Raw genomic sequence first — 17,982 nt, 5'->3', positions numbered from 1 at the left:
CCCGGGGCCCACATGTGTCCCAGGGGCCTCTCAGGCCCCTCCCCCGGCTCCGCCGGCCCGCACCGGCGTCCGCCTCCCTACCCGGCGGCCTTCGCCGCCGCGTCGATGGCGGCCAGCGAACGGCGCACCTGATCGCGGTCGGTGGTGTACCAGAAGTCGGGCATCGAGGCCCGCAGGAAACCGCCGTACCGCGCCCGCTCCAGCCGCGAGTCCAGCACGGCCACCACGCCCCGGTCCCCACCGGCCCGCACCAGACGGCCGGCGCCCTGCGCCATCAGCAGCGCCGCGTGGGTGGCCGCCACCGCCATGAAGCCGTTGCCGCCCGCCTCCTCCACGGCCTTCTGCCGTGCGCTCATCAGCGGATCGTCCGGGCGCGGGAACGGAATGCGGTCCATCACCACCAACTGGCAGTTGGGCCCGGGCACGTCCACGCCCTGCCACAGCGAGAGCGTCCCGAACAGACACGTCTCGGCGTCCGCGGCGAACCGGCGGATCAGCTCCCCCAAGGTCTCCTCGCCCTGGAGCAGGATCGGCACGTCCAGCCTCCCGCGCAGCTCCTCGGCGGCGGCCTGAGCGGCCCGCATCGAGGAGAACAACCCCAGGGTGCGGCCACCGGCGGCCTGGATCAGCTCGGACAGCTCGTCCAGCATGTCGCCGCGGCTGCCCTCCCGGCCGGGCGGGGCCAGGTGCCGGGCGACGTAGAGGATGCCCTGCCTGCGGTAGTCGAAGGGCGAGCCGACGTCCAGCCCGCGCCAGCGCGGGACGGTGTCGTCGCCCTCCTCCTCGGCCTCCTCGGCGGCCGTCCGGTCGTCCGGAAGACGGCCCTCGACGGTCAGCCCCAGGGAGGCGCCCACGCCGTCGAAGTCCCCGCCCAGTTTGAGCGTGGCGGAGGTCAGGACCACCGCCCGGTCCTCGAACAGCTTCTCCCTCAGCAGCCCGGAGACCGTCAACGGGGCGACCCGCAGCGAGGCGCCGTAGCGGTCGTGACGCTCGTACCAGACGACGTCGTACTCCGAGCCCGTCAGGATGCGTTCGGCGACCTCGTGGACGTTCTCCACGGACGCCAGGGCCTGCTTGCGGACCGCGTCCTCGTCCTGGACGGACCTGTCGCGGGTGTTGCCCAGTGCGGTGATCACCGCACGGGCCGCGTCCCGCAACGACGCCAGGGCGTATCCGAGGTCCTCGGGGATCTCCTCCAGTCGGCCCGGCAGGGCCAGCTCCATCAGCCTCTCGAAGCCCTCCGCTGCGGTCTGGAGCCGGTCCGCCTCCTTCTCGTCGACCAGCTTGGCCGCCCGGCGCACCGCCCGGTTCACCCCGCCCGGCGTCAACTCGCCTGTGGCCACCCCGGTGACCCGGGAGACCAGTTCGTGCGCCTCGTCGACGATCAACACCTCGTGGCCGGGGAGCACCGGCGCGCCCTCGATGGCGTCGATGGCCAGCAGCGCGTGGTTGGTGACGATCACCTCGGCGAGCTTGGCCCGCTCCCGCGCCGCCTCCGCGAAGCACTCGGCGCCGTAGGCGCAACGGGTGGCGCCCAGGCACTCCCGTGAGGAGACCGACACCTGGGCCCAGGCGCGGTCCGAGACGCCGGGGGCGAGGTCGTCGCGGTCGCCCGTCTCGGTCTCGTCCGCCCAGTCCCGCAGCCGCAGCAGGTCCTTGCCCAACTTGCTGGTGGGGGCGGCGGCCTCGAAGACGTCGAACAGGCCGTCCTCGTCGTCCTGTGGCACGCCCTCGTGGAGACGGTGCAGACACAGGTAGTTGGAGCGGCCCTTGAGCATGGCGAACTCGGCGCGGCGGCGCAGCAGCGGGTGCAGGGCCTCGACGGTGCGCGGCAGGTCCCGTTCGACCAGTTGTCGCTGCAGGGCGAGCGTCGCGGTCGCGATGACCGTGCGCTCCCCGTGCGCCAGGGCGGGCACCAGGTAACCGAGCGACTTGCCGGTTCCGGTGCCCGCCTGGACCAGCAGGTGGGTGTTGTCGTCGATGGCCTCGGCCACCGCCTCGGCCATGGCTACCTGGCCGGGACGTTCGGTGCCGCCGACGGCGGTGACGGCGGCGTGGAGGAGGTCGGTGAGGGCGGGCTTGGTCATAGGGCTGCCACCTTACGCGGCGCCGCCGACAGCCGTGCCGGGAACGCCCCGTCGTCCGCCGGCGAGCCACAAAGGCGCCACGAGAGGTGATGCCACGGAGGCGTCGCGGGGGGCGTCACGGGAGATCTCACAGGACATGACGCAGGCTCCGCTCGCGGACCATCAGCGCGGCGCGCTTGCCCGGCAGGTCGACCTCGGCGGTCAGCCGGAACCCCGCCCCGAGGAAGGCCGCGACGGAGGGGACGTTCCCCACGTCGGGTTCGGCGACGACGCGGTCGCACATCGGCCTGTTGTCCAGCACCAGGTCCGACACGGCGCGCAGCAGCGCGGTGCCGATGCCGTGCCCGCGGTCCGTCACGCCCCCGATCAGCAGGTGGAGGCCGACGTCGTGTGGACGCGCCGGATAGTGCCGGGCGAGCGGGTCCAGGTCGGCGCGGTAGACCTCCCAGTAGCTCATGGGGACGTCGGAGAGCATCCCCAGGCAGGGGACGCTGCGTCCGTCCCCGTCGAGTTGGGCGCGCAGATGGGCTGCGGTGACCTCGCTGGGGCCGGAGAGCCGCCAGAAGGCCGCCACGGCGGGGTCGTTCATCCAGGCCGTGATCAACCGCAGGTCCCGGTCGAGGCGGGCCGGGACGAGCCGGAAGACGCCCACGGCCGTGGTGATCGGCCCCCAGTCGGCGACGGCGCCGAGTAGGTCCGTCCGCGCCGGGGTCGCGTCGTCGTACGACGGCGCGGTCGGCCCCGCGGGAAGGCGCAGGTCGAGGGTGTCGTCCGTGCTGGAGGTGGTGAAGGTCCCGGCCGTGGCGGGCGGGCCGAACACGGCCGGTGCCACGGTGACACGGGAGGCGGCGGGCATGGCGGAGTCGGCCGACGGACCACCGGTGGGCATGGGGGCTCCTGTACTGGTCAGGGTTTCACCAGGGGGTTGGCGACGGTGACGTAGACGGACTGGGTGTCCACCGGGCCGACCAGTTCGTCCAGCCCGTGCAGCCGGGTGAGGAGGTTGGCCTTGCAGCGCAGGGTCGGGGAGTGCAGCAGCAGGGCGGGCAGCGACGACGGACGTCCGCCGTCCGCGGGACGCTCGGACCGGGTGAGGAAGTGGCGCAGCGCCGCGAGCAGCAGCCGCTCGTCGGCCAGACGCTGGGAGCCGAACGCGCCGATCAGTCCCAGCATGTTGTTGACGCCCAGGTAGTAGGCGAAGCGCTCGTCGACGACCTCGTCGGCGACGAAGGTGTCGCTCGCCTCCCCGATGTCCGGCAGCCGCCGTCGGAGTTCCTCGCGGTGGGACTCGCGGAAGTAGTAGCCCTGGTTGTCGCGGTAGCGTCCGCCCGCGGGCCAGCCGTCCCGGTCGAGCAGGACCACGGTGTTCTGCTGGTGGGCCTCCAGGGCGACGCCCGCCTCGGCGTCCAGCCACAGCACGGGACGCACGACGGTGTGGAGGTAGCGCAGGAACCACTCCACGGCGACGGCGGCCGGCGACCGCCCCGTGCGGGTCGCGAGACGGGTCACGACGTCGGCCAGGCGGGAGCGCAGCGCGCCGCCGGGGGCGCCCGGCCAGGGCCGGGGGGAGGTGAGGCCGGCCAGGCACACGGCGTCGTCGGCGAGTCCGAAAGGGTTGTGGCGGACGACGACGTCCAGCCCCGTGACGGGTTCTCCGCGACCGTCGTCGACGGCGATCCAGGCGGGATCGCGCACGATGTCGAATCCGGGGCGGCCGGGGAAGACGGCGTGCCACCGCTCGGCCAGACCGGTGCGGAGCAGTCGGTGCACCTCGACGCCCCGGTGCAGTTCCTTGCGGAGGTTCTCACGGCGGGAGTTGGTGATCCGCAGGCCCAACGACAGCTTGAGCATGGCCGGCACGCCCGGCCGGTGGACGGTGCGCACGGAGGACGTCGGGTGCCAGGGGTCGCCGTGCGGGCCGAGGTCGTGCAGCAGTCCGGCCTCCAGCAGCGCGGCGACGGCCGGCCGGTGCCGCGCCTCGCGGGCCTGCCAGGGGTGCAGCGGCAGCGGGACGGTCCCCTCCGGCGGAGACAGCCCGGGCCCGGCCAGTTCGGTGACCAGTTGTTCGGCGGACACGGTCCGGCCGCGGACGGTCCAGGCCGAGTCGGCGGCCAGGAGGGAACGGTCCACGGCCATCCAGTGCAGGGGGAAGGCGCCGCGCGTCTCCGGCGAGTAGACGCGCGCCTCGGCGTCGGAGAGTCCCTCGCGGCTCTTGGGGGTGGGGTGCAGGGGGTGGCCGAGGAGCAGGGACTGCTCGCCGTCCAGGAACGGGTCGACGCCGGGCGGGGTCTCGGGGCGCACGCGGCGGTCGGCGAGGAAGGCGGCGGTGTGCCGTACCGAGTCGGCGACCCGGCCGACCAGCGCGGCGCTCTCGCCCGCCGAGCCTCCCCGGCCCGGAGCCCCCAGGTGTGCCGCCTCCCGCGCCAGCAGCGCGGCGAGCGTCACGGCGTCGAGGGGGGCCGCCCCGGCCGGCGCGCCGGAGGAGCGGGTGCCCGGCCCGGTCGCCGCCACGACGGGCGGTCCGAAACGGTGCCAGCCGGTGTCCGACCAGTGGAGGACGGGCACCTCCACCGTCAGGCCACAGGACGCCAGGACGACGCGCAGGACGTCCCCGCCGCCGGGGCCGCCGCCGGGGACGTTCCGGTCATCGGGGCGGGGCAGGCCGCTCTCGCGCACCCAGCAGCGCAGCAGGTTCTCGCGGGCCGCGGCGTCGGCGGCCGTCACCGGGTCGGGGTGTTCCAGCGGGTCGTCGGGGCCCCGGTCGGTGGTCGCGCGCGGCGGCGCGCCGCCCGCCGTTGCGACGCCGCCCTGCGCGTCCGTCTCCCCGCGGGGCGACTGCCGCGGGACGGGGGGCCGTTCCCGCGTCGTCCTCCCGTCCGGACCGGGACATGCGTTCACGGAAGTCTCCCTGGGGGTGAGGGCACCGCACCGGTGCGTGGTCGTCCGGTTCCCGTGGCGCGACGGAGCGCGCCGTGTCTCCGCCCGTACCAACGACGCCGCCGCTGTCCGATCACGGTCGCGGTCAAGATCCTTCGCCTGTGGGCCGTCGGGAACCGGGGACCCGCCGAGTGCCGTCCCCTCCGGCACCGGCATAGTGGGGCCGTCTCCTTCGAGAAGTCCATGACAAGCCGCACCGTACGACGTTCCGTTCAGGGGGATTTTCGTCCATGTCATCTGTGAGCAGAGGGCGGTCGGCGCTGGCCGCCGCGGCGGTGGTCGCGGCCTTGGCCGTCACCGCCACCGCGTGCGATCCGGCGGACGGCGAGGCCGACGCGAGCGCCAAACCCAGCGCCTCCGCCGAGGACGGCGGCAACGCCCTCGAGGGCGGTCTGGGCGATATCCGCCTGCCGGACGAACTGCCCGCCGCGCTGAAGGACTTCGACCCCGAGAAGTGGAGGAACGGGGAGTGGCGGAACTGGGACAGAGAGGACTGGCTGCGCGAGGCCAAGGACTTCGTCAATCCCATCATCGAGGGCCTGTGGGATCCGGACCGGATGAAGGACGCCGAGGAGAACGACCGTCGGGTCGACGACTCCGACATCGACGGCGGTGAGGGCGGCGGCGGGTCGGACGAGGGTGTCACCGACCCCGAGCCCGCGCCGAAACGGGCCCAGCCGGTGAAGGCCCCGTACCGGGAGAACGCCCCGGCGGTGGGCAAGGTGTTCATGGACACCCCCAAGGGGGCCATGGTCTGCTCCGGCACCGTCGTGCAGGACCCGCGCAATCCGGGCAAGTCCAACCTCGTCGCCACCGCGGGCCACTGCGTCCACGCCGGCAAGGAGGGCGGCTGGTTCCGCAACATCGTCTTCGTGCCCGCCTACAACGACAAGGCGCTGACGTCGAAGGAGCTGGAGAAGGCTCCTCGGGAGGAGGTCGCGCCGCACGGCGTGTACTGGGCCACCTGGACGCAGACCACCGACCACTGGATCGCGGAGGGCGCCCAGACGGGCGGGGCGGGCGCTTCCCAGGACTTCGCCGTGCTGCACGTGGAGCCCGAGGAGAAGGGCGGCAAGTCCCTGGAGGAGACCGTCGGCACCGCCCTGCCGATCAACTTCGACACCCCGGCGGTGTCCGCGCTCTCCTCCGTGCGGGCGCACGGCTACCCGGCCGCGCCGCCCTTCGACGGGCTCACCATGCACACCTGCGCCGACGAGCCCGGCCGGCTGACCCTGGGCCCGTCGGAGTCCACGATGTACCGCATCGGCTGCACCATGACCGGCGGTTCCTCCGGCGGCGGCTGGTTCGCCACGGGGGCCTCCGGCAAGCCCGTGCTGGTCTCGGTGACCTCCATCGGCACGCTCGACCACACCTGGCTGGCCGGTCCGCGACTCGGTGACGAGGCCAAGGCCGTCCACGACGCCGTCAGCCGGAAGCACGCCGGAGACTGACCCCCGGCGAGGGGGTCTCCACACCCCGTTCACCGTCCCCGCCCCCGTCCGGGGCGGGGACGGTGTCAACCGGAGCCGCAGTCGACACCACAGGGGGACGCACACCTCATGTCATCGATACGCAGGCGACGCCTGGCACCGGCCGCCGCCGCGGTGGTCGCCGTCCTGGCCGTCACCGCCACCGCGTGCGGGCCGACGGACGGAGGGACCGACGCGAAGACCAAGCCCGGCGCCTCCGCGCGGGACGGCGACAACGGCGACGACGCCGACGTCGACGACCTCGGTCTGCCCAAGGAACTTCCCGACGCCCTGAAGGACTTCGACTTCGACAGGTGGAAGGACGGGGAGTGGCGGAACTGGGACAAGGACCGGTGGCTGCGTGAGGCCAAGGACTTCGTCAACCCCGTCATCGAGGGCCTGTGGAAACCCGAGCGGATGAAGGAGGCCGAGGACAACACCAAGACGGTCTCCACCACCGCGGGCGCCGACCAGGGAGCCACCGACCCCGAGCCGGACCCGGTGGAGGCCGAACCGGTGAGGAGGCCGTACCACCGGCACGCCGCACCGGTGGGCAAGGTGTTCATGGACACCCCGCAGGGCTCCATGGTCTGTTCCGGCACCGTGGTGCAGGACCCGCGCAATCCGGGCAAGTCCAACCTCGTCGCCACCGCGGGCCACTGCGTCCACGCCGGTGGGAGCGGCGGCTGGTTCCGCAACATCGCGTTCGTGCCCGCCTACAACGACAAGGGCCACTCCTCCGCGGACGTCGGAGGCGCGCCGTACCAGGACGTCGCGCCGTACGGCGTGTACTGGGCCACCTGGGCGCAGACCACGAACTACTGGATCTCGCAGGGCACCGAGTCGGGCGGCGGCGGCGCGCAGGAGGACTTCGCCGTGCTGCACGTCCAGCCGGAGCGGAACACCGGCAAGTCCCTGGAGGAGACCGTCGGCGCCGCGCTGAGGATCAACTTCGACGCGCCGGAGATGGCCCGGATCTCCGGGGTGAGCGTCTACGGCTACCCGGCGGCCCCGCCGTACGACGGCGCGCTGATGTACACCTGCACCGACCGGCCGACCCGGCTGACCATCGACCCGTCGGCGCCCACGCGCGCAGGGGGGGGGGCCCGCCCCCTCGGCGGGGAGCGGCGGGCCCTCGCCGTGTGCGCGCACCGCCCCGCCGGGTGGGCCGGTACGGGTGGGTCTCAGGCCATCGCCATCGGGCTGCGCCGGGTGTCGCTGCCGGGGACCGGCTCGGACGGGTCGGCGCCCAGTTCCACGATGCGGTTGTCCGCGTCGACGTGCACGACCGACGGCCGGAAGGAGCGGGCCTCGGCGTCGTCCATCTGCGCGTAGCTGATGAGGATCACCAGGTCACCGGGGTGGACGAGGTGTGCGGCGGCGCCGTTGATCCCGATCACCCCGGAGCCGCGCCGCCCCTCGATGACGTACGTCTCCAGGCGGGCACCGTTGGTGATGTCGACGATGTGGACGAGTTCTCCGGGCAGCAGGTCCGCGGCCTCCATCAGATCCGCGTCGATCGTGACGGAGCCCACGTAGTGGAGATCCGCCTCGGTGACCGTGGCCCGGTGGATCTTCGACTTGAACATGGTGCGCAGCACGGTGCCGTCTCCTAGGAGTGAGAAGGGTCGCGCTCCCGGCGGGATGCGCGCCGTCGCGCCCAATCGTACGGCCGGACGCCCCGGTCACCCGGCGGCCGTGACCTGGATCACGGCGATCTTTCGGCCACGGCTGCCCCGTCGTTCGGTGAGCCGTTCAGTGGGGCGAACACCGCCGTTCCGCCGCATGCTGCGGGCTCAGGGCTCGAGGGCCCGGTCCCGACGCTCCGACCTTGCCAACCTCCTCACCACCCTGGCCCCCGTCGGCCAGAGGACCGGGGAGAGGAAGGCGTACGCGGCGTACAGCAGGGCCAACGTCACGAACACCGGCGACGCGAGAAAACCGGTGAAGCCGGCAAGCCGGGCGTCCCACGGTCGATCGCCCAGCAGTACCCCGAGCACGAACAGGGCGAGTACGGAAGCCCCGAGCAGCAGGACGAAGCATCGGACGCGATCCCACCGCCCCCGTGCCCGGATGTCACGCTCCCGCGGAATGAGATCAGCGGACATCACGTCTGCCCCCAGCAGAGGGAAACCGATGACCAGCCACGCGTACAGCACCCACTGCAGCACCCCGATCTGCCCGAAGACCTCTGCCCAGGAGCTGCCCGTCGCTATCGTGTTGCTCGCGGCCAGCATCAGAATCGCCCACAGGAAAGCCAGGGAGAACGCCACCCGGCTCGCCGGGCGCGGCCCGGCTTTCCGCCGCCTCAGCACCGATTCCACTCCGCCGTCTCGTCTCTCATGTCCGCTGTCTCCTTGCCTGCGAAACAAAGGAGGGAGCAGGGCAAAATTGATCAGACCGGCCCCTATCAGAGGCAGAACGAAGGCCCAAGTCTCCCGAAAGAACAAGATCGCAACAAGGAAAGCCGATGCGTACACGGCGGCCTGAACGAACTTGTGCATTTTATTCCGTTCTGTTGTCGGAGTATTCGCCTTGGGAGGTGGAGACGCTGTTGGGTCCGACCCTCTGAGGTCGGACCCAACAGCAATCCATGTATTGCCTGCCAGGTAGAGAGGGGGGAACAGTGCCTTGTCGATGGTGCCTGCCGCGCTTATAGCCGTGCTTGCCGGAGGACTTGCTCCACGGAAGTGACCAACGAGTCCACCCGTTTCGGCGTACCTCGGTCCCTCTGCCGGCGAAGCCGGAGCGAGTGCACCGCTTTGCGCCCATGTTCCGATTGACCACATAACTCCCGCCGCCGGCGAAGGCCCCTGTCGCGGCACCGGCCAGCACGCAACCAACGATGGCAGTGGCAGCGCACACAACACCAGTAGCCAGGTCGGCGCCAACGGTGATCGCGGCATATCCGACGAACCTGGCGGCCCGCGCGCCTCGGCAGGACCCGTTTCGGTTCTTGCCGAACCAGCACCGCTTCCCGTCGAGGTCGAATCGGCTGAGCGGGTCGGCGTGGACGTACTCATAGGCGCCGGCGTTGCCGCCGTGGACCGGGTCGACGGACAGGAAGCGGCCGGTGGCCGGGGTGTAGAGGCGGACACCCATCAGGGCAAGGCCGGTGAGGGCCTCGGTGGAACGCTGCTCGGCACCCGGCCGGCCGTAGCGGGTGGCCGACCGACCACGGGCGACACCACGAGTTCGATCTCGGTGGGAGGTCTCACGGCAACAAAAAGGCCCAGAACCAGGCGGAGAGGATGGGAACGAGCAGGAGATCCATCCAACCGAATCGGATCCGACGCACAACCTCGCCGCTCTCCTGCCCCGTCTCCCCCTCGACGGCCCGCAGCACCGCGTGCCTCATCTCGCGCCTTGCCTCATTGGCTCTCTTTCCGTCGAAAACCGACCGCGAGAGCGCCCACGGAGGCACTTCCCCGATTCCCTCGACACCGAGCGCTCCCCCCTTGCCCGCCCTGCCGACCAGCCTCACCTTGCCAAGCGGAGCCGAGTACGACACGAACGGATTTTCCACGGATATCCTTCCGTCGCCCCAGGACACCCTCGGCAGGACCCCTGCTCTGAGGAACGCCCATGTCACAGCCGACGGGACGGAGAGAGCCAGAACAGGCTCCCAGATGTCGCGCCCGACAAGCCCGAGTCGAGGAAGACGAAGTATGCGGCCACGGCGGGCTGCGGCGCGATGGCGACGAGAGAGAAAAGGTAGAGCGGCCTGTTTCTGTATTCCATCCGGGATGCCTCCGAAGCGGTGGGGCAGCTTCCAGTCCATGCCACGGGCGAGCGTTCCGGTCCAGGAGTTGCGCGGCGACGCCGGACTCGATGCGGTACCGAGCCACACCGCCGGCAGCACTCAGCGCCGCTCCGCAGACGAGCCCGCCCGCCCCCGCACCATCGGCTCTCCCCTCACCCGGCGCAGGCACACCGGCAAGCGGTCACCGACCGCCTCCCTCTTCCCCCTCCCGCCGCTCCCGACGGGAGCGGATCCGTTCGGCCACCCACGAGACCCCAAGCACCACGGAGGAACAGAAGAAAAGCCTCTGCCCGTCCCTGGCGCCGTAGGCAAAAGACGCGATCACGCCCAGAAAGAAAACAAAAGCGCCGGCACCGAACAACGCTGCGGACTCTCTTCCAGGTTTGCTCACTTTTCCCTCCGGTCGGCACATACATGTTTCATACTGCGATAGCGCTTTGCGGTACCGCCTCGGAAAATCTCTGAGCCGGCCCCTGCCTCTCGGACCTGCACCGGCTGACGCTGCGTCAGCCGGCTGCTGAAGCAGCGGACTGGGCAGCCTGCGAAAACAGCGGATCACGTCTGTTCCCTGATTGAGGCTCGGCGCCGCCACCAGTCCTTACGCGTGCCGCTTCCGCGTCCTGCTCGACGGCCCGCCGGCCGGGACGCCGGCCCCCAGCGGCGCAGGCAGGTGCCCACCCTCTGCTCGGTCAGGCGCACCCGGTACGGCTTCGCGAACAACTCGCCGACCTGGGCACGTGTTCACAACTGCCCGGAGAGCCCCAGGCCACAGGGCTGTGGTGGTCGAGCACCGCCGACCGGAGGGCCGCCCATTCGGTCGGGGACAGCGCCCGGTGCTCACCCACGCGCCGCCCGCGCGGCTGGGACACCAACGCCTGCCGTGCACCGGACGGCCACCTGGTCCACCGGTGGTCCACTGCCTTGAGCGAGACCTTGGACATCGCCGCGGCGTTCTCGCGGTCCCGGTCCTCGACCAGCGCGGCCGCCGCCCGCATCCGCAACGCTTCCCGCGCCGCCGGCGACAAGTGCCGCGCGTCCCCCACCGGAACACTGGGACGAGGTGGTGGGCCGCGACGATCAGTCACGACCCACCACCGGGCTTGCTCCAGGTCAGACGCCCCACCTCTGTTGGTAACGCCGGAGTTCGTTCGTGCTTAGCCGTCCTTTTCCCGCCGCGAGATGCGCTCGAATATCCACGCACCCGCGAATACCACGGACGAACAGGCAAAGAACAATGCCGAATCTGCCCTTCCTGACACTCCCCAGAAGATGATCCCCGTCACGAAGGAGATCGCACCCAGGCCAAAAAACGCGCCTGAATTCTTCCGTGATTCACTCATTGTGACTCCGTAATCCACGTGTGAAGCCCTCCCTGGTTCCCTGAGGGAGCCAGGGCACCAAGGAGAGCGCATGTCACCGTCGCCAGCTCGACCACCACGACGACTTCTTGCGGTGGCTGTGGCTGGACTTGCGGTGCTTGCCGCTGGCGGGGTAGCGCTTGGTGGCCCACCGGGTAACGGTCCGCTTCACGCCCCAACGGCCAATGGCTCCGACTACGGATCCGAAGGGGCCGATACCCGTGGCGCCCGCCACTCCGGCACGTGCGATCGAACCGACCGATGCCTTGCGGTTCCAGTACCACTTGGCTCCAGCACCGGCGGCCGCGCCAAAGACGACCGCGCACCCGGCTGCTGCCAGACCAGCGGTGAACAGGCCGCAACCAATTCCCGCCGCAGTCGCTGCGATGCCGACTCGGTGCCGCTTGATCCAGCGCTTGGTCTTCTTCCAACTCCACCGCTTGCCGTCCAGGTCGTACTCGTTGACGGGGTCGCCTGGGTAGGCATAAGCGTTGTCGCCGCCGCCGTAGACCGGGTCGACGGACAGGAAGCGGCCGGTGGTCGGATTGTAGAGGCGGACGCCCATCAGGGTGAGGCCGGTGAGGGTCTCGGTGGAGCGCTGCTTGGCGCCCAGCCAGCCGTAGCGGGTGGCCGGCTGCCCGGTGCGGGGGTTGCCGTACTCGTCGCTGTCCAGGGCGACGGGCGCCTTGCCGGCGTCCAGTGGAAGCTGGAGGGCGATATCGCCGTGGACCGTGCCGAGCTGGAGGACGGTGTCGCCGGTCTTGCTCGTGGTGGCTGCCAGGTCGCCGGAGGCGGAGTCGACGTTGCGGGTCAACGCTCCGGTGGCGGTGTCCTCCACGATCCAGCGGGGGTTGTCACCGTCGCCGTCGTAGTGGTTGCGCTTGGACTGCGTCTGGGTCCAGGTGCTGCCGCTGCCGGTCTCCACGGTCCAGGCGCGGAAGCGCATGGCTGCGTCCAGAGTCCAGGTCTGGCGCTTGCCGTCGGCGGTCTGGCGGTGGACCAGGTCGTTGGCGTAGTAGCCGAGGGTGCCGTTGCCGGGCGCGGTGGTGGTGCGGCCGAAGGCGTCGTAGGCGTAGCCGGAGTCCACGATCCGGTCGGCGCTGTCGTAGGTGTGGCTGGCGGTGGTGCCTCCGGTGGTGGGGCAGTCGGCGCCGGGTGCGCCGGTCGCGGTGGTCAGGGACTTGCGGTTGGTGCGGGCGTCGAAGGCGTAGGAGCGGCGGGTGCAGACGGTGTCGGCGGTGTCCTCGACGGTGGTGAGGCGGCCGATCGCGTCGTAGCGGTAGGTCTGGCCGGACCAGCCGGCGTGACTGGTGTTCTGGCCGTGGACGGACTCGGTGACGGTGTCGGCGTAGACGAGCGTTCCGTCGCTGTCGCGGGTGTAGGTGCGGTCGGTGGTCGAGCCGGTGGTGTCCTCGGTGACGGTGAGGGTGTAGCCGCCGGGCAGTTTCTCGGTGGCCACCGAGCCGTCCGCGTCGTAGGTGGCGGAGAAGGCACCGGCGATGGAGTCGGTGGTCCTCGTGGCCAGGCCGCGGGGTTCGGCGGTGTGGTCGTAGGTGTAGGTGACCGTCGACGGCACGGTGTCGGTGGCCTTGACCGGGCGGTCGAGCAGGTCGTACTCGGTGGTGGTCTTTCCGCCGTCGGCGTCGGTGTAGGCGATCTGGCGGCCGAGTTTGTCGTACGTCTTGGTGATCGTTCCGCCGGTCGGGGAGACGGTTCTGACGGCCTTGCCGGTGTCCGGGTCGTACTCGGTGGTGGTCTCCGGCACCGCCTGGCCGACTCCGCCGGTGATCTTCACCGTGGTGGGGCGCCCGGCACCGTCGTGGGACGTGGTGGTGGTGCGGGTGACGCCGCCTGCGGTCTCGGTGACCTTGGTCGTGTTGCCCCACCAGTCGTACTCGGTGGTGGTGGTCGGCAACTGGGTCGGGTTGGTGCCGCCGCCGGTGATCGCGCCGCCGGGTCCGACCGAGCAGACCAGGTCGGCCCACTCCGGGCGTCCGGCGCAGGCTCCGGTGCCGCTCGCCGACCAGTAGGTCGTCACGCGCGTCCCGGCGTCGGTGCCGGTGGCGCCGGGCAGGAGGTGCTTGGTGATCCGGCCCTGGGCGTCGTACTCGGTGGTCTCGGTGATGGCCAGACCGCCGGGGTCCTTGATCGTCTTGGTCGGCAGGCCCTTGACCCAGTCGTAGACGGTCTGGGTGACGCGGGTCTCGCCGTGGACGGTGGGGTGCTCGCGCACCTGCGCGCCGACGGTGACCTTGGTGATCTGGTCCTTGACGGTGGCGGTGCCGTCGGTGGGCCGTCCGGCGTCGTACTCGTTGGCCGTCCAGCTCCGGGCGGTCACCGAGGTGCCGGAGGGCACCAGGGTGGTGGTGCCGGACTTCAGGTCGGCGGTGAGGTCGACGCGGCGCAGCGGGCCGAACTCCTCCAGCTCGCGGGTGCCGTTCTCGTTGTAGACCGAGCGGGTGGCGAGCAGGTCGGCGCGCTCGGCGCCGGTGAGTTGGGCGATACCGAGGTCGGCCTGGACGGCCCGGTCACCGGCCGTCAGCCCGAGGGCGACGGCCCGGTTGGCCGCCGACAGTTCGCGGACGGTGTTGCCGAACCGGTCGTACTCGGTGGTGGTGATGTGGCCGCCGGGGGTGGCGGAGTTGACCTCGCGGCCGGAGACCCCGAGGTAGTGGACCTGGGCCCGTCGGTAGGCGGCGGCGGTCAGCGAACCGCCGGTGTGGGAGGCCGGGACGGCGTCCGCGGGGAAGACCGCGGTGGCGTCGGTCGGGGCGTCGAGCTGACCCCATGCCCGCACGTCGGAGGCGCCCATCTTGTACGGAGCGGCGGTGCCGGTCAGGGGCACGTCGTAGACGACGCTGGTGGCGGCCTCGCCCTCGACCGTGTCGACGGTGCCCTGCTTCAGGCCCGGCCGGGTGGCCTTGAGCAGCATGCCCTCACCGGCGGTGGAGGCGTTGCCCGCTCTGCCGTAGGCGAAGGTCCACGGCAGCTCGCCGGGCGGGGTGAGCTTGGTGACCCGTCCCGCCGCGTCGTAGGCGTACTCCGTCTTCAGCGCCGGGCTGATCTGCGGGTTCCATGCCCGGCGCAGTCGGCCGGAGGTGTCGTAGGCGTAGGTCTGCACCGCCTTGGAGGTGGCGTTGGCCGCGTCCGGGGCGGTGGACCACAGCCGGATCTCCTTCACCTGGCCGCTGTAGTCGCCGAAGGCGTCGGCGGTGGCGGTGGTGGAGGTGGCGTAGACGAACTCCATGACCCGGCAGCCCTTGGTCGCCGGGTCCGCGGTGCAGGCCGCGGCCGTGGTCGCGGAGGTCGGGGCGATGATCCGCTTGGGGCGGGCCAGCTTCTTGCCGTCCACGGTGACCGTCTCGGAGACGACGGTGGTGGTGGAGTTGGTCAGGCCGTCCAGCAGCGTGCTGGAGACCTGCCAGGTGGTGGCGGACGTGTCGGGCTTGGTGAACTTCGTCACCGTGCCCTCGGTGTCGGTGAGGGTGAAGGAGCCGGTCACGCTGCCGGTGAGGGTCAGGTCCTCCGCGCCGGGCTCGGGGATCCAGCCGTTCTTCGCCGCGTTGGCGGTGAAGTGGATGGCGTCGCCCTCCTCCGTCACCACGTCCACGGCGGTGTCGGAGACCCTGCGGATGTGGGTGTAGTCGGACTCGGTCAGCTCCGCGACCGTGCCCGCGACCCACTCCTTGCCGAAGATCGGCGCCTGTCCCTCCTGTGTCGCTCCCTTGTCGGGGGTGCGCGAGGAAGCCGTACGGCTGACGGAGAGGTCGAACGCCGAAGCGTCGGTCTCCGACAGGGTGTAGTCGCCGGTGAGCAGGTTGACCGAGCCGGGGCCGATCTCGTCGGTGGCGGCTCCGGTGGCGTTGCGGTCCACCACGACGGTGATCGGTTCGGTGGCGCCGGAGGCGCTGTTCGGGCCGGTGAAGTCGGCCTTGATCTGCACGCTGCCGTCGGGGTCGACGGTGTCGGTGGCGTTCCACACCAGGCGGGCGTTCTTGCCGTTCGTCAGCGGCACCGGCCAGGCGGAGACCGGGTCGCCGCCGGCGGTGACGTCACCGACCGGGATGCGGGTCCAGGGGTCGGCCTCGGAGCGGCGCCAGGAGAAGGACACCTTGTCGTACTTGGCGCCGTCGGCCTCGGCGACCAGCGGCAGCCGCCGAGCGGTGCGCTCGCCGTCGGAGGGCTGGAGGAAGCCGCCGGGACCGGCGTGGAAGGTGTACTCGACCGCGTCGGACTTGTTGTCGGCCTTGTCCACGGCCCGCACCTGGAGGGTGTGGGTGCCGTCCTTGGGCGGGGCGATGGAGATGTTTCTGGCGGTGGACGAGCCGCTGGTGGCGACCTTGGTCCAGGTCACGCCGTCCAGGGTCCACTCCAGCCAGTGGTGGTCGGTGCCGGAGGGCGGGGTGACGGTGAAGGTGCCGGCCTGGCCCGCGCCCTTGACCCACTTGTCCACCGGATAGTCGGTGGAGGCGATCTTGGTGGGGGCGGAGGGGGCGGTGGTGTCGACGGTGAAGGTCTTCCACGCCGACCAGCCGGTGTTGTAGTGCGTCCCGTCATAGGGGGAGGTGCGGAACCGGTAGGTCTTGCCGTTGGCGAGCACCCCGGCGGGGACGGTCACCGAGGCGACCTGCCCGCTGGGCACGTACTTGGAGACCAGCACGTTGCCGACCTGGGTGTTGGTGGCGTCGTCGAAGATCTGGAAGGTGCCGTTGACCTTGTCGCCGTCGGCGTCGACGAAGGTGTCCCGCAGCGTCGGCGTGGTGGTGTTGACCATGTAGGCGCCGCCGTAGGAGAAGTACGGCGGACCGGCCTCCTGCTTGGTGCCGGTGCGCGGCCGGTAGTTGTAGGTCACCACCAGCCTGGGCTGGTTCCTGGCCGCGTTGGCGGAGCTGACCTGCTTCCAGTGGGTGGTCGCGTCGACCGCGGCGCGCAGGCCCATGTGGCCGCGGGTGGCCTTGGCCGAGGCCCATTTCTGCACCAGGCCGGTCACCTCGGCGTTGATCCACCCCGCCCCGCCGCAGGCCGCGCGGCCCTTGGTCTCGGTGGAGGAGTGGTGCTGGGCGACCCAGGTCGGCTGATTGTCCCACCGGGTGGCGGTGGAGGCGGCGCCGGTCTCCCAGATCGTCCACTCGTAGGGCTTGCAGTCGGAGTTGCCGGAGTGGACGTTCCACAGCGACAGCTTCGCGTCGGAGACCAGCGCGTCGGAGATCGGCGAGGTGTTCCAGGTGATGAACGACCGCGACAGCCGCGTGGTGCCGTCCGGGTTGGTGGTGCCCGGATTGCCCAGGTGCAGCTCGGTGTTGGTGGACCAGTCCGTCGTGTCGCCGCGCTTGACCAGAGTGTCGAAGACGTTGGACAGCGCCGAGGTGGAGGGGTCCACCGTCACCGGGTACTTGGTGTCCGGGTCGGCGAGGAAGTCCGCGTCCGGGGTGACGACGAGATCGACGCCGCCCTTGGTCTCGACGACCTTCCAGTCGACCTTCGCCCGGTTGGCGTGCTCACCGGAGACCTTGTCGACGCTCGCGTCCCACATCACCGGCGCGGGCATCACCGCCCGCTTCTTCTTGCCCGACTTCTTGTCGGTGAACAGCAGGCTGCCGTCCCTTTGTTGCTCGACCCTCAGCCCGTCGGTCTTCAGCGGCAGGGTGTAGGAGTAGTCCTTGGCGGTGGGCCGCTCCTTGAGCTCGACGAACTGCTCGAAGCCGGTGCGGGTGGCCTCCACGATCAGGTCGGCGCCGGGCAGGGCGTCGGGGTAGGTGGCGCGGGTGCCGTCCAGTTTCGGCTTCGGCAGGCCGCCCTTCCAGCGCAGGGTGATCCGCTCGTCCCCCTCGCCCAGCGTCACCAGGTCCCGGGCGGGGGCCTCCTCCGCGGCGGTGAGGGACTTGGGCACCGTGCCGCCCTCGCCCGCCAGGCTCAGCCCCGCCGGGTGGGCCTTGGCGGACACCGAGCCGTCGCTCTCCTCCCGCAGCTCGACGTCCACCTCCACCCATTCCCCGTCGCGCTGGAAGCGGGCCGGGCCGGCGGTCAGCTCGGTGGTGAGGCTGCCGTCCTTGTTCACCCACGTCCGGGAGGTCTCGCTCCGCTCGGACAGCGCCTCGACCCGTTTCCCCGACAGTCGGGCGGCGACCTTCGCCGACGGAATGTCGGCCGCCTCGCGCGGCGCCTTGTCGGCCGCCGGCCGGGCCGGGGCCCGGACCTCTTGCCCGGCAAGCGCCACGGCCTGGCCCGACGTGGCGACGACGAGCGCCGTCTCGGCGGTGAGCAGGGCCGCGGCGGCCAGGGCTATGCGGGGCAGGAGTCGTTTGCGGCGCCGTAGCGCCAGGACGGACCCCTGCCACTGTTCGGGCAGGGTGGTGTGGTCTCTCACC

The 17,982-nt window shown here is 71.3% G+C and carries 9 protein-coding genes; 1 reads left to right on the top strand and 8 read right to left on the bottom strand.

Translation table 11 applies throughout. The features are described 5' to 3' along the window. Window positions 1-77 precede the first annotated feature (77 nt). The 3 genes from IF47_RS0112375 to IF47_RS0112365 all read right to left on the bottom strand — a co-directional run bounded on the left by IF47_RS0112375 (window position 78) and on the right by IF47_RS0112365 (window position 4,985). The gene (locus IF47_RS0112375; protein ID WP_031508769.1) at window positions 78-2,087 is read right to left on the bottom strand and encodes an ATP-dependent DNA helicase; all 2,010 of its coding nucleotides are present in this window, start codon (window positions 2,085-2,087) and stop codon (window positions 78-80) included. 127 nt (window positions 2,088-2,214) lie between these two features. After that, on the bottom strand, window positions 2,215-2,976 hold the full coding sequence (locus IF47_RS0112370; RefSeq protein ID WP_078591771.1) for a GNAT family N-acetyltransferase: 762 nt from the start codon (window positions 2,974-2,976) through the stop codon (window positions 2,215-2,217). A gap of 17 nt (window positions 2,977-2,993) precedes the next feature. Further along, window positions 2,994-4,985, bottom strand: a complete 1,992-nt coding sequence (locus IF47_RS0112365) for an IucA/IucC family protein (RefSeq protein WP_051717521.1) — start codon at window positions 4,983-4,985, stop codon at window positions 2,994-2,996. Between the two features lie 269 nt (window positions 4,986-5,254). On the opposite strand from IF47_RS0112365, the gene IF47_RS0112360 reads away from it, so the two are divergent. Next, on the top strand, window positions 5,255-6,475 hold the full coding sequence (locus tag IF47_RS0112360; protein ID WP_031508766.1) for a trypsin-like serine peptidase: 1,221 nt from the start codon (window positions 5,255-5,257) through the stop codon (window positions 6,473-6,475). 1,202 nt (window positions 6,476-7,677) lie between these two features. On the opposite strand, the gene panD is transcribed toward IF47_RS0112360, so the two are convergent. The 5 genes from panD to IF47_RS0112330 all read right to left on the bottom strand — a co-directional run bounded on the left by panD (window position 7,678) and on the right by IF47_RS0112330 (window position 17,831). Beyond that, complete coding sequence (gene panD, locus IF47_RS29380) at window positions 7,678-8,094, bottom strand: aspartate 1-decarboxylase (RefSeq protein WP_031508764.1); 417 nt, start codon at window positions 8,092-8,094, stop codon at window positions 7,678-7,680. A 195-nt stretch (window positions 8,095-8,289) separates the two neighbouring features. Beyond that, the gene (locus IF47_RS0112345) at window positions 8,290-8,817 is read right to left on the bottom strand and encodes a hypothetical protein (protein WP_031508763.1); all 528 of its coding nucleotides are present in this window, start codon (window positions 8,815-8,817) and stop codon (window positions 8,290-8,292) included. Between the two features lie 181 nt (window positions 8,818-8,998). Continuing rightward, window positions 8,999-9,793 (bottom strand): RHS repeat-associated core domain-containing protein, encoded by a 795-nt coding sequence (locus IF47_RS32130; protein ID WP_425423579.1) that lies wholly within the window; start codon window positions 9,791-9,793, stop codon window positions 8,999-9,001. Beyond that, window positions 9,708-10,274, bottom strand: a complete 567-nt coding sequence (locus IF47_RS30675) for a hypothetical protein (protein WP_157839955.1) — start codon at window positions 10,272-10,274, stop codon at window positions 9,708-9,710. The genes IF47_RS32130 and IF47_RS30675 overlap by 86 nt, the downstream gene beginning before the upstream one ends. A 1,395-nt stretch (window positions 10,275-11,669) precedes the next feature. Continuing rightward, a complete protein-coding gene (locus IF47_RS0112330) occupies window positions 11,670-17,831 on the bottom strand; it encodes a DNRLRE domain-containing protein (protein WP_425423581.1) in 6,162 nt (2,053 codons plus the stop codon). Between the last annotated feature and the right edge of the window lie 151 nt (window positions 17,832-17,982).

Source organism: Streptomyces megasporus (assembly GCF_000718985.1).
Classification (GTDB): Bacteria; Actinomycetota; Actinomycetes; order Streptomycetales; family Streptomycetaceae; genus Streptomyces; species Streptomyces megasporus.
Note: the sequence above shows the minus strand (reverse complement) of the source record. Positions and strands in the feature narration are given on the sequence as shown.